Genomic DNA, 12138 nt, shown 5'->3' with positions numbered 1-12138 from the left:
TGTTTTTCTCGACCTACACAACCTACACGCAATACTACAGTTTCTATATTGCTTATAATCATAATGTTATGTGATATAAATATAAAAAAATGTGTAGGTTTGTGTAGGTCGGTGTATTTTCAAAAAATCGCAAACCTACACAAACCTACACATTTTAACGTGTTTTTGGACTTAACTATCTGATTTATAGAATATTGTAGGTTGTGTAGGTTTGTAGGTTTGCGATTTTGCCAGTTTAGGATTTTTAGGTTTTTATTTTTACTGTTAAAAATGTAGATTTTTTTTAATCAGATCCTCAGCTGCAGTTTGTCCAGGAATGAAAATAAATCTACATTTAAAAATTATTGTAAAAAAATACTTAGATTATTTTTTTAAACGATCAAAAAGTATACTTTTGGTTCTCGAAAGAAAAAACTGTAATAAATGGGGATTTATAACAAGACGTGCGGGTAGCTGTAGCTGGAATAGTTGAAGTAAATCTTATGTTTTAATAAGCGAAGAAACAAATCCGCCATAAAAAAAAGATTTAATAATTATTACGGAAAAACCGTAATTCATTTTATTAAGTTATCCCGATCATTGCGAAGTCAATTTTGTTAAATGACATTTTTAAAACAATTATTAATTATAAATTTTAAATCACTTTTATGAAAAAATTAGAATTAAATCAGATGGAACTCTACAGTGGAGGAACTAGTGGACGAGGTTGTCTTATTGCTGGAGCAATTGGAGTTTTAACATTAGGTCTCCCTGGAGGTGGCCTTATAGCTGGTCTAAGTATTTTTGCGGGAGCAGGACTATCAGATTGCTTTTAAGCAATTTCTGTAATACCAAAAACAATCAGTAAGTATAGAATAATTTAAAACCAATATATTATGTATAAAAGCGTAAAAATAATGACGTGGGTCGTTGTGGCGATAATGATACTTAATGCTAGTCAACATTTTCTTTCAGACAAAATGTTTGCAAATATGATGCTTCTATTATTAATCGCTGTCATCATAAATATAATTGGTTTAACTTTTAAAAAAGATTAATCATGAAAAAAATTAAGACGATAGAGTTAGAAAAAATCAGTGGAGGTTCTGTCCCTGGATGCGGAACAGTTGGCGCGATTGGAATTGCAGTAAATGCTTTTGCAAGTACTTTCGCTCCATATTGGAATAGTTTAGCAATGGTATGTTGGGACAATTAATAAAAGAAATTATTCTGCCTGATTTATATTCAGGCAGAATATATTTTTTAATAGTTTAAAATCCGATAATTAGATTACGTTTTTATCGGATTAAAATTTTCATTCGGGTCGTAATTGTATTTAAAACATGAAAAAAAATTATCTTATATTTTTAATCATTAGTTCTTTTGTCTTACTAATAGATATTTGTCTCAATGTTTTCTCAATAGATATTAAGAGATTAAGTTTTTGGATCTTTTTAACCCTGAACATATTGTTTTTGTTAAAATTAAAATCCAAAAAAAACATCTCTTAAAGGATTTAATATCCGGCTAAAAATCCGTTAATATTTTTACTCATTTATGAAAAGCACTTTTTTTAAGTTCTTAGCACTTTCTATTGCTTCCATTTTAATTACAGAAATTTTTAAAAAAGTCATTCATTTTGATGATTTACTTTACAATTCACTTTCTGAGCAACTCACTTCAAAACAAATTGAAAATTTACTTGGCTTTCAAAAAAAGTGGCAATGGATTGGATACGTGTTTATTCCAATTTTTCTTTTAATCAAAACCACTATAATTGCTACTATACTTTATATTGGTTTGTTTTTCTTTGATAAAGATTTGAGGTTTACTAATCTTTGGGATATAGTTCTAAAAGCAGAATTTATCTTTTTACTTGTTCCCGTTTTTAAAATTATTTGGTTTTATTTTTTTCAGCCAAATTATAATTTACAGGATATTCAAAATTTCTATCCATTATGTGCATTAAATATAGTGGGTTATAAAGATTTGGAAACTTGGTTTTTTTATCCGTTTCAAACCCTTAATTTATTTGAGCTTGCCTATATTATTTATCTAGGATTTCAAATTGGTAAACTAACGGGTACTAATACAGATCGGGGTTTAAAATTGGTTGCTTATAGTTATGTGCCTGCATTATTACTTTGGGTAGTAACAATAATGTTTTTTACACTAAATTATTCTTGAAATGCTAAGACTAAAAAAAATATTACTAATATCTTACTTCATCGTGATTATTGCACACATCATTGGGTATGTTTTTTACAATGAAAGTCTTTTTTCTTTGGTATTAGGATTACTGTCAATGGGAGCAATGATTTTGGTTGTAATACTATATAAAGAAGAAAAAAAATGAAACGATTTTTAAAAATAGTTTTTCCGATCGTATTTGCATGTTTTATTTGCTTTTTGGGTTATTTGATAATTACAAAAATAAATCGAAAAAAGGAAGCAGCAGAAAACATCAAAACCATTCCTAAATTTTCATATAAAGATGTAAACGGAGGTTTTTTCACCAATCAGGATATAAAAATCAATATTCCAACCTTATTTATTTACTTCAATACTGAATGTGAATATTGCAATGAAGAGACCAAAATGATAAAGGAGAATGAAGAAAAATTCCAAAACGTCCAACTCATTTTTGTGTCGTTTGAAAAACCGGGACTTATCAAAACATTTGCCACAAAACACCAACTTACTTCTTATCCTAATATTCATTTTTTATACGATAACAAAGTTACTTTTGCTACTATATTTGATGTTAACTCATTACCTTGTTTAGTTTTATATGATAAAAATCAAAAACTAATAGAAAAGATAAAAGGGCAAACCAAAATCGAAATTCTTCTAAAAAAACTGACTTCTCAATAAATCCTAATGAACCTAAAACATATTGAAAAAACACATACGTTACAACTAGACCAATCAGATTGTGGCGTTGCTTGTTTAATGAGCATCATAAGACTTTATCAAGGCAATAACACTCTTGAAAAAATTCGTGAGTTAAGTGGTACAACCAAGCAAGGAACTACGATGTTAGGTTTGTATCAGGCAGCTATCAAATTAGGCTTTACCGCTGAGGGTTGCGAAGCCGATATTCAAGCACTTATAGATCACAAACAACCCTTACTCTTACATGTTTTAATTGAAAATCAACTCAATCATTTTATAGTTTGCTATGAGTATGACGAAACAAAAGGCTTCCTAATTGGCGATCCGGGAAAAGGTGTTTTTTATATGTCCATAACTGAATTAGAAAAAATTTGGGTTTCAAAAATCTGTCTTGTTCTCGAACCAAATAAAACTTTTATTAAAGAAAAAGCAGAGATAAACGCTCAAAGAAAATGGTTTTTAGAAATTCTGAAAGAAGATTATAAACTTTTATGGATTAGCATTTTACTAGGTATTTTTGTTGCTGGTTTAGGAATGGCGATGTCGCTGTTCTCTCAAAAACTAATTGATGATATTTTGCCATCTCAAAATATCAAAAAATTAATTTCAGGTATTGGCCTGTTAACCATTTTATTATTGGCAAGAGTAGGATTAGCTATTTTGAGAGAATTCTTTTTATTACAGCAATCAAAAGATTTCAACAACCGAATCAATAATCAATTTTTCTCATCGCTTTTACATTTACCTAAACCGTTTTTTGACACCAGAAAAATTGGCGAATTAGTTGCTCGATTAAACGACACACAACGTGTACAGAGCGTTATAAAAAAATTAACGAGTTCTTTTGTAATAGATGTTTTAGTTTCTATTATATCGCTGGGATTTTTGTTTAGTTATTCCTGGAAATTAGGATTAATTTCTTTGTTGAGTTTGCCGATTTATTTTTATATCATTTACAGAAGCAATAAAAAAATAATCAATGCACAAAAAGAAGTGATGCAGAGTTATGCGTTTAATGAAAGTAATTACATAAACAGCATACAGGGAATATCAACTATCAAAAATGATAACAAACAAGAAATTTTTGCAAAGGCAAATAATATTATTTTTGCCAATTTTCAAGAAAAAATATTCAATCTCGGAAAAATAAATATTACTCTTTCATGGCAATCAGGTTTAGCAAGCGTTCTGTTTTTAATCGGAATTCTAATTTATGCTTCCATACAAGTTTTTAATAATGAAATGAAACTGGGGGAATTAATGGCAGTCTTAGGAATCACCGGATCATTATTACCATCTATTGCAAATATCGCACTGATTGCAATCCCAATTTATGAGGCAAAAATCGCTTTTATTCGAATGCATGAATTTGCATCAATCGAAAAAGAGGAAAAAGAAGGTTTTGAAATTTCAGGAATTGAACAGATATCTATTCAAAATCTTTCATTTCATTTTGCAGGAAGGAGTGAATTGTTCAATAATGTTAATATAGAAATTAGGAAGGGAAAATTTATTGCTATAGTTGGAGAAAGCGGTAGTGGCAAAAGTACCGTCGGTCAGATATTACAGCGGTTTAACACTTATGAAAAAGGGAATATTATTATTAATGATCAATATGAACTTTCTGAAATAAATTTAGAGAACTATAGAAATTTAATAGGTGTCATTCCTCAGGAAATAACAATTTTTAACGGTAATGTAGTAGATAATATCTTACTTGGGAGTAAATCCGCGCCTGAAACTTTAATCGATTTCATTGAAAATTATGGTTTTGATGTTTACTTTAATCAATTTCCACAAGGATTAGCTACAATTTTAGGGGAAGAAGGGATTAATTTATCTGGTGGACAAAAGCAGATTATCGCTTTAGCAAGAGTGCTTTATAAAAAACCACAGTTCTTAATACTTGACGAAGCTACTTCGGCCATGGATAGAAACACAGAAAATTTTACGATGACATTATTTCAAAAAATAAAGCCAAATTGCGCTATATTTTTTATTTCACACCGTTTGAATATGCTTAAAAATGTTGCAGATATCATTTACATATTAGAAGATCAAACAATTTCTATATCAGGAAATCATCAGGAATTAATCGAAACTGATAATTTTTATAGTAATTATTTTAAACCCCAGTTTATTTAGCTTAGACGTTGCTTTTTGAGAGAGCTTAAGTGATTGATTAGGGAAATGTATCGCTTAAACATTATATTGCCTTAAAATTACTTTTCGGTCAAAATAAACAATTGATAGGAATTAACTATTTCTAATTGTATTAAAAACTCAATTTTCGGCAAAATTTTAAAAAAAAACCTAAGCCTTTTTAAAATAAATGTTTAGGAGTTTTTAAAGTACCGTTTACAGTTGAGTTGTCGAATTTATTCGTTGAGGTTTTAAAGAAATTATCATACACTTACAAGAAATTATTCTGGCATAGTTAAAAGTGTAATATATAATTTCTGATTCTTGTTTTAGCAATAAAAAAATTTATAGGCTCTCTATAATATAAAGAATTAAAAATCTCACAAAAAATCACTTTATTTGCAATACACGAAATGCAAAAAAGCTACTATAAACAAATGAAAAGCATCCAAGAAAACCTTACAGAAGTCAAATTTCAATATTTCTCTTTAAAATTTACACCTTTAAATCATTTAAAGGAGAAATATAATAGTAATGACATTATGAGGAATGTAGCTACATATATTTCAAGAAAACTTCAAGAAGATAAAGAAGGACATCTTATTGATAGACATGAAGGAAGACCAAATAGCATGAGAGAGCTTTTTATGAATAGAGCAGTATTTCTTCCTAAAGAAAGGAGAATTAGATGTTCTATGGCATTATTAAGAAGTGGAAGAGAACCTTTATTAAAACCAAGAGAGCAATTTAAATTAGTTTCTATGAATGCTCTTGGAAGTATTGCTGAAGAAACGCATTTTTTTATAGATTATAGCAAAGGGTTTTCTGTTATTTGTATTGAATACCAACATTTTGGTCCGCGTTTGTCAGATATTGAGTATTACTTTAGGAATGTGGCACAAAAAGTTCTTAAGCAAAGTAAAGCAACTGAAGTAAACTTGTATATGGACGTTTCAATAGATAAAGCTCTAAGTAATTTAAAAAACGTGCTGAATATGGATATTAAAGTTCAGCCAAAAAATTTGCCGCAACTTGATGCTGATATTCAGGGGAAATATTTTACTGGGATGAATAACATTGCAAATACACTAAAGCCAAAGTATATTAAAATTGAAACCTTCTTTCAAACACCCGGAAAAGGTATTAAAAGTACCGAATTGAATAAGGAGGCAAACAAGATGTTTATTGATATGCTTCAGAGATTCAAAGGGCGTACATTCAATATTGATGCATTTGATACATTTGTAGTTAAATATGAAGATAAGGAAGGAATTGAAGAGGTTTTTAACTTATTGAATAGTAAACGTGAATTTGTGATTCCAGTCGATTTGAAAAAAATTACCAAGTCGAAGGACTGGTATTCTTTAATTGAAGAAGATTTTAATGCTTTAATGGCTACATTATGATTTTGGATAGATATTTTAAGCGACCGCTTATTTGGGACTTTTTTATGGCACTATTGTTATCCGTAATAGGTTTTATATTAGTCTATAAAAATATAATTTTTAGACCTCAAGCAGATGATTCGATAGCAATAATAACAGATATTACAAATATAAGCTTAACAATGTCAGGCTTTATTTTGACTCTTCTAACTGTTTTAATAACATTTAAGGGAAGTTCAAAAATTACCAAAGTAGAAGTTGATAGTAAAGAACCCTTATTTGACCTTTTTTTTGTAACTGGATTGTATCATGAAACTGTTAGGCACTTAAAAAACTGTATTAAATCATTAATTATTGTAGCAATTATAGGTTTTACAATTAAAATATTTTCTCCAGAATCTCTTAAAACTAATATCTTCTATTTTAATATTTTTGGATTTACAGTCATTATGCTGACAATTACTAGATGTCTATTGATTTTAGGAAAAGTAATGGATTTGCAAAAAGAAAATGATGAAAAAAATAATGAATGATATTGTTATATTTATTCTTATTCATAGCCGAAGGCGATCATAAGAATAAATAGCATTATGAAATTATTAGATTGCAGACCTAAGTAAGTTCAGGTAATAGCTACAGAAAAAATGTTATATTAGCTTATCATTAAATCCTTACAATATGTCAAAATATGATAATGCTTATGAACAATTTTTATCTTTTGAAAAAGATTATCTGGTTTATGAAGATATTAATTTATCGGAAACCGATACTAGAAGTAAATTATTAGATAAGATATTGATTGATATTTTAGGATGGACAGAATTTGACATAGAAAGAGAAGGATATGTGAAAGTAGGTTATTTTGATTATGAGTTAAAAACATCTAATTTCAAATTCGTTGTTGAGGCTAAAAAAAATTTAGTTGCTTTCAAATTACCAGAAAAGGGCAATGAAATAAAGTTAAAAACTATAAATGCGTCAAACGAAGAAGTTGTCAAGCAAATCAGGGAATATCTTTTTGAAAAAGGCTTGTCTTATGGTGTTATAACTAATGGAACTCAATTTATAATTGGCAAATTCTACGCTGAAGATTGGCAAGAGGAAAAATGCTATATTTTTAAAAATTTTGATGATATTAAAAAGAACTTCCATAAATTTTATGATTTACTATCGAAGGAATCCATATCAAATTACGGGAAAATTAAAATTACAAAAGATGTAATTGTTGGTAAAACTATAGTGCAGGATTACCCATTGGCTAGAAAAAACGATGAGCTAGTTCGTAATCAGTTAAGTAATCAATTAATTCCTATTATTAATGGTGTTTTTGAAGAAATCTATAATACAGATGAGCTTGAGGGAATTAAAATTTTAAAAGATTGTTATGTCCTAAATGAAGATGTTAAGAAATATAATTCAGAATTAGGTTCAATTTTTTCTGATGAACCACCAACATTTGATACAAGAATTCTTCCTGTCCAAAATACCTCTAGTACTCATGACCAATTAAAGAATCAAATATTCGGAAATAATTTGCCTGACCCGATTATTCTTATAGGAACTGCAGGTGCGGGAAAAACAACGTTTATTAAGTATTTTTCCGAAATTGTATTGTCGCCAAAAAACAAAAAAAATAGACCTGTAATTTATCTTGATTTTAGACGCTCTACAAGTCAGACAATTAAAGACACTAGATATATTTATAGTGAAATAATTAATCAACTTGAAGATAGATATTCAGAATTAAATCTAACAAAGATTAACGTTTTAAAGGTTATTTATAAATCAGATATTGATAAAAAGAAAACAGGTGTTTGGTCATGTGCTCTTTCAGATACTAAGAAAATAGAGGAATTAACTGGTGCTTTTATTGAAACTAAAATGTCTGATTCTTTGGTTCATTTACAAAAAATATCAGAATATTTACTAAATATCTGCAGTAAGAGGATTTGCGTGATTTTTGATAATGCAGACCAGTTAGATGATTCGGATCAAAAAGATGTATTTCTATTAGGTAATGCTATAAATAGGGATTTAAAGACCTTAGTAGTAATATCCCTTAGAGAAGGTTATTTTTACAAATGGAGAAATAAACCGCCTTTTAATGCATACCAATCTATTGTTTATCATATAACCGCACCACCATATTCTGAAGTCTTAAAAAAGAGAATTAATTATGTTGTTCGGAATTTTCAGTTTGAAGAAACAAAGATAATAGGCGGAAATAAAACAGTACAATTTGAACGAGGAAGTCTTAAAAAGTTATTTGATAATTTATATGACACATTATTTAATTCTAAAAATGCTGAAATTTTAGATTTTTTAGAGCAAACCTCGTATCCTAATACTAGGCAGGGATTGGAAATTTTTAAAAATTTTCTACTTTCAGGTCATACTAAAATTTCTGAGTATATGTCTTTTGGTTATGGAACTAGTGCAGGTGCAGGTATTCCAATATGGGAATTTTTTAAATCAATCGCATTAGATTCTAATTTTTACTACGAGGTATCAAAAAGTTCAATACTTAATTTATTTAGTCCTAGTCCTTCTAATTCTAATCATTTTACAAAAATTAGAATTTTAAATTTTTTGTATTGTCGGTCTTTAAAAAGAACAAAAAAGATTGAATTTGTTGAAATTGATTTTATTTCAAGCCTTTTTGTAAAAGCAGGATATTCAAAGGACATTATCTTAGAAGAAATACAAATTCTTTTTGACTATAATTTGATTTCTACCTCTGAGTATTCCGAAGATATCGAAGAGGTTACAAAAATTGAGGGAACTTCGTCAATTACGATTACGCCAGTAGGGGTTTATTATTTGAAAAAATTACTGTGTAGATTTACTTATATTGATTTGGTATTACAAGATACACCTATATTTAGTGAATCATTTTTCAATGAATTGACAGCAGTATTTCCAGATAGTGATGAATATGGCAACAGAGATTTAAGAAGAAGAAAATTATCTGCTGAAATTTTTGTAAAATATTTAGTAGAGCAGGAAAAATTAGATTTAGAATTCAGGAAAAATTTTGATAATGATGAAGTAATCTATAATGTAGTTGCATCTATTAAAGCGCATTTTAATTCTGAAATCGAAAGAATTGACAAGGTTTTAACGCATAAATAGCGTTTTATTAGAATTTGTTTTTATAGTAATTCTAGTGAGTTTTGATTGTTACAGGCTGGAAAAAACTAAAATTTGGTTGGAATACCACGCTTGATAATACAATGAAAGAGCTAAATATTTCGGCAAAATTTCGGCAAAATTGCAAACAAAAAACCCCTAAGTCTCTTTTAAATAAGAGCTTAGGAGTTTTTAAAGTACCCGGAGCCGGAGTCGAACCGGCACGGTTTCCCACAGGTGTTTGAGACCAGCGCGTCTACCAATTCCGCCATCCGGGCTTAGCAGACGAAAAAACAATCAAAATCGATTATTTTAACGCAATAAAATGAAGTCATAAATGGCATCATTCCTTTAACACGGTGCAAATGTAAAAAATAAAATTAAATGTGCTACTAAAAATACTTAAAATTTTCCTTTAAGTGTCCAATAAATTTTATAAATTTGCACCTCGTTAAAACGACGCACACACAACTAACTACACCCGAGGCATTTATATTTATTTTGTTTTACCGAAAATGGTGAAGCTTGATTGTACTAAGCGCAGCGGAGCAAAAACAACAAATTATAATGTCGCACCTAGAACCAGAAGCTAAAATTTTTGCTTGTTCACAAAGTGTTTATCTTGCAGAAAAAATTGCAGAACAATACGGGATTCCGTTAGGAAAAGTAACGATGTCAACGTACAGTGATGGTGAGTTTCAGCCATCTTACGAAGAGTCAATCAGAGGATTACGTGTTTTTATCGTGTGCTCAACATTTCCAACAGCCGATAATTTGATGGAATTGTTATTAATGATTGATGCTGCAAAACGCGCATCAGCAAGACATATTACAGCTGTTATGCCATACTTCGGTTGGGCAAGGCAGGACAGAAAAGACAAACCGAGAGTTCCGATTGGAGCAAAATTAGTAGCTAATTTATTAGATGCTGCCGGAGCAACAAGAGTAATGACAATGGATTTGCACGCAGATCAAATTCAGGGGTTTTTCGAAAAACCGGTAGATCATTTATTTGCCTCTACCATCTTTTTACCATACGTAGAAAGTTTAGGATTAGAAAATCTGACCATTGCATCTCCGGATATGGGAGGTTCAAAAAGAGCATATGCTTACTCTAAGTTTCTGGAATCAGATGTAGTAATCTGTTACAAACAAAGAAAAGCAGCCAACGTTATCGATACCATGGAACTGATTGGTGAAGTAAAAGGTCGTAACGTAATATTGGTAGACGACATGATCGATACGGGTGGAACATTAGCGAAAGCTGCCGATTTAATGATCGAAAAAGGAGCATTAAGCGTCAGAGCAATTTGTACACACGCTATTTTATCCGGTGACGCCTACGAAAAAATAGAAAACTCAAAATTAAGCGAGTTAATCGTTACCGATTCTATTCCGTTAAAGAAAGAATCAAAGAAAATAAGAGTAGTGAGTTGTGCGCCTCTTTTTGCTGAAGTTATGCACATGGTGCACCACAACAATTCCATTAGTGGAAAATTTATAATGTAAGAAGCAATACGCTTTAGGCTGTAAGCCATAAGCTTTGTTACTCATTTTAAAAAAGCCTAAAGCCTAGTGCTTAAAGCTTAAAGCAGTTGAATATTTATTAATAACTATATTTTTTTTACAATGAAATCGATTACAATTAAAGGATCAGAAAGAGAAAGCGTGGGCAAAGTGTCAACTAAAGCCTTACGTAATGCTGGAGCGGTTCCTTGCGTGTTATACGGAGGAAATCAGGCAGTACATTTCTCAGCGGAGGCTGCGGCATTCAAAAACTTGGTTTACACTCCAAATGCACACACAGTTGTGATTGAGCTTGGAAAAGGAAAATCATTCAATGCAATTTTACAGGATATTCAGGTTCACCCGGTATCTGACAAAATTTTACACATTGACTTCTTTCAGTTATTTGATGACAAAGAAATCACTATGGAAGTTCCTGTAAAAGTTGTAGGTACATCAAAAGGTGTTCTTGCAGGTGGTGTTTTACGTTTGAACACTCGTAAATTAAAAGTAAAAGCTTTACCTAAAAATCTTCCTGATTTTGTTGAAGCTGACATTACGCCACTTGAAATGGGTAACAAATTATATGTTACTAAAGTTGGTACGCCAGACTACAAAGTGATGCACCCGGAAAACACGGTTGTTGCTCAGGTAAGAATCTCTCGTGCTGCTATGAAAGCTGCTCAAGAGGCTGCAAAAGCTGCAAAAGCTCCTGCAAAAGGAAAGAAAAAATAATTTTTTTCAAATTCAATACAAAAGCATCAATCGAAAGATTGGTGCTTTTTTTGTTTTTAGAGGTTCTGAGATGCTGAGGTACTAAGGTTCTAAGAAAGAATTATCTTCAATATAACAGACTGAGCAATCCAAAAATCCTCATGAGAAGTCCCTGTAAAAAACCGTGTAAATCCGTTTAACCAGCACCATCCGCGTGCACCAGCGAACCTTGCGCAAAAAAAACCTTGCGTTCTTTGCGGTTAAACCGACACGCAATAAAATCAGCATTTTTTTTAGAAGCAGAAATTTTAGTTTTTTCAACACGAGATATTCCTGCCATCCGCTATATCTTTTCCTTGCTAAAGAAGCAAGAAAAAGGATGCCGCTT

Annotated in this window: 11 protein-coding genes and 1 tRNA gene; 10 read left to right on the top strand and 2 right to left on the bottom strand. The window is 30.4% G+C overall.

Annotated features, from left to right (window positions below):
* The first annotated feature begins 647 nt into the window (after positions 1–647).
* From EV142_RS23975 to EV142_RS03135, 8 genes are all read left to right on the top strand, one after another.
* Positions 648–815 (top strand): hypothetical protein, encoded by a 168-nt coding sequence (locus EV142_RS23975; RefSeq protein ID WP_158286287.1) that lies wholly within the window; start codon positions 648–650, stop codon positions 813–815.
* A gap of 224 nt (positions 816–1039) precedes the next feature.
* The gene (locus EV142_RS23970; protein ID WP_158286286.1) at positions 1040–1195 is read left to right on the top strand and encodes a hypothetical protein; all 156 of its coding nucleotides are present in this window, start codon (positions 1040–1042) and stop codon (positions 1193–1195) included.
* 341 nt (positions 1196–1536) lie between these two features.
* The gene (locus EV142_RS03160; protein ID WP_132032615.1) at positions 1537–2166 is read left to right on the top strand and encodes a hypothetical protein; all 630 of its coding nucleotides are present in this window, start codon (positions 1537–1539) and stop codon (positions 2164–2166) included.
* A gap of 165 nt (positions 2167–2331) precedes the next feature.
* The gene (locus EV142_RS03155; protein WP_132032613.1) at positions 2332–2853 is read left to right on the top strand and encodes a TlpA family protein disulfide reductase; all 522 of its coding nucleotides are present in this window, start codon (positions 2332–2334) and stop codon (positions 2851–2853) included.
* 6 nt (positions 2854–2859) lie between these two features.
* Positions 2860–5019, top strand: coding sequence for a peptidase domain-containing ABC transporter (locus EV142_RS03150; protein WP_132032611.1), 2160 nt, complete (start codon positions 2860–2862; stop codon positions 5017–5019).
* 434 nt (positions 5020–5453) lie between these two features.
* Complete coding sequence (locus EV142_RS03145; RefSeq protein WP_132032609.1) at positions 5454–6422, top strand: hypothetical protein; 969 nt, start codon at positions 5454–5456, stop codon at positions 6420–6422.
* Positions 6419–6934: a hypothetical protein gene (locus EV142_RS03140; RefSeq protein WP_132032607.1), complete on the top strand. Its 516-nt coding sequence runs from the start codon at positions 6419–6421 to the stop codon at positions 6932–6934. Before EV142_RS03145 ends, EV142_RS03140 begins: the two co-directional genes overlap by 4 nt.
* A gap of 145 nt (positions 6935–7079) precedes the next feature.
* Positions 7080–9533 carry a P-loop NTPase family protein gene (locus EV142_RS03135; protein ID WP_132032605.1) on the top strand — a complete coding sequence of 818 codons (2454 nt, stop codon included), beginning with the start codon at positions 7080–7082 and terminating at the stop codon, positions 9531–9533.
* Positions 9534–9728: 195 nt separating this feature from the next.
* Here EV142_RS03135 and EV142_RS03130 read toward each other — a convergent pair.
* Positions 9729–9808 (bottom strand) — tRNA-Leu (locus tag EV142_RS03130).
* A gap of 289 nt (positions 9809–10097) precedes the next feature.
* On the opposite strand from EV142_RS03130, the gene EV142_RS03125 reads away from it, so the two are divergent.
* A complete protein-coding gene (locus EV142_RS03125) occupies positions 10098–11039 on the top strand; it encodes a ribose-phosphate pyrophosphokinase (protein ID WP_132032603.1) in 942 nt (313 codons plus the stop codon).
* 120 nt (positions 11040–11159) lie between these two features.
* Positions 11160–11771, top strand: coding sequence for a 50S ribosomal protein L25/general stress protein Ctc (locus EV142_RS03120; RefSeq protein WP_132032601.1), 612 nt, complete (start codon positions 11160–11162; stop codon positions 11769–11771).
* 175 nt (positions 11772–11946) lie between these two features.
* On the opposite strand, the gene EV142_RS23965 is transcribed toward EV142_RS03120, so the two are convergent.
* Complete coding sequence (locus EV142_RS23965) at positions 11947–12090, bottom strand: hypothetical protein (RefSeq protein ID WP_158286285.1); 144 nt, start codon at positions 12088–12090, stop codon at positions 11947–11949.
* Positions 12091–12138 lie beyond the last annotated feature (48 nt).

This window comes from Flavobacterium circumlabens, assembly GCF_004345565.1.
GTDB lineage: Bacteria > Bacteroidota > Bacteroidia > Flavobacteriales > Flavobacteriaceae > Flavobacterium > Flavobacterium circumlabens.
This window is presented reverse-complemented; position numbering and strand designations above follow the sequence as displayed.

Coding starts and splice junctions, on each gene's coding strand:
- EV142_RS23975 (WP_158286287.1), top strand. CDS start 648: ATGAAAAAATTAGAATTAAATCAGATGGAACTCTACAGTGGAGGAACT.
- EV142_RS23970 (WP_158286286.1), top strand. CDS start 1,040: ATGAAAAAAATTAAGACGATAGAGTTAGAAAAAATCAGTGGAGGTTCT.
- EV142_RS03160 (WP_132032615.1), top strand. CDS start 1,537: ATGAAAAGCACTTTTTTTAAGTTCTTAGCACTTTCTATTGCTTCCATT.
- EV142_RS03155 (WP_132032613.1), top strand. CDS start 2,332: ATGAAACGATTTTTAAAAATAGTTTTTCCGATCGTATTTGCATGTTTT.
- EV142_RS03150 (WP_132032611.1), top strand. CDS start 2,860: ATGAACCTAAAACATATTGAAAAAACACATACGTTACAACTAGACCAA.
- EV142_RS03145 (WP_132032609.1), top strand. CDS start 5,454: ATGAAAAGCATCCAAGAAAACCTTACAGAAGTCAAATTTCAATATTTC.
- EV142_RS03140 (WP_132032607.1), top strand. CDS start 6,419: ATGATTTTGGATAGATATTTTAAGCGACCGCTTATTTGGGACTTTTTT.
- EV142_RS03135 (WP_132032605.1), top strand. CDS start 7,080: ATGTCAAAATATGATAATGCTTATGAACAATTTTTATCTTTTGAAAAA.
- EV142_RS03125 (WP_132032603.1), top strand. CDS start 10,098: ATGTCGCACCTAGAACCAGAAGCTAAAATTTTTGCTTGTTCACAAAGT.
- EV142_RS03120 (WP_132032601.1), top strand. CDS start 11,160: ATGAAATCGATTACAATTAAAGGATCAGAAAGAGAAAGCGTGGGCAAA.
- EV142_RS23965 (WP_158286285.1), bottom strand. CDS start 12,090: ATGGCAGGAATATCTCGTGTTGAAAAAACTAAAATTTCTGCTTCTAAA.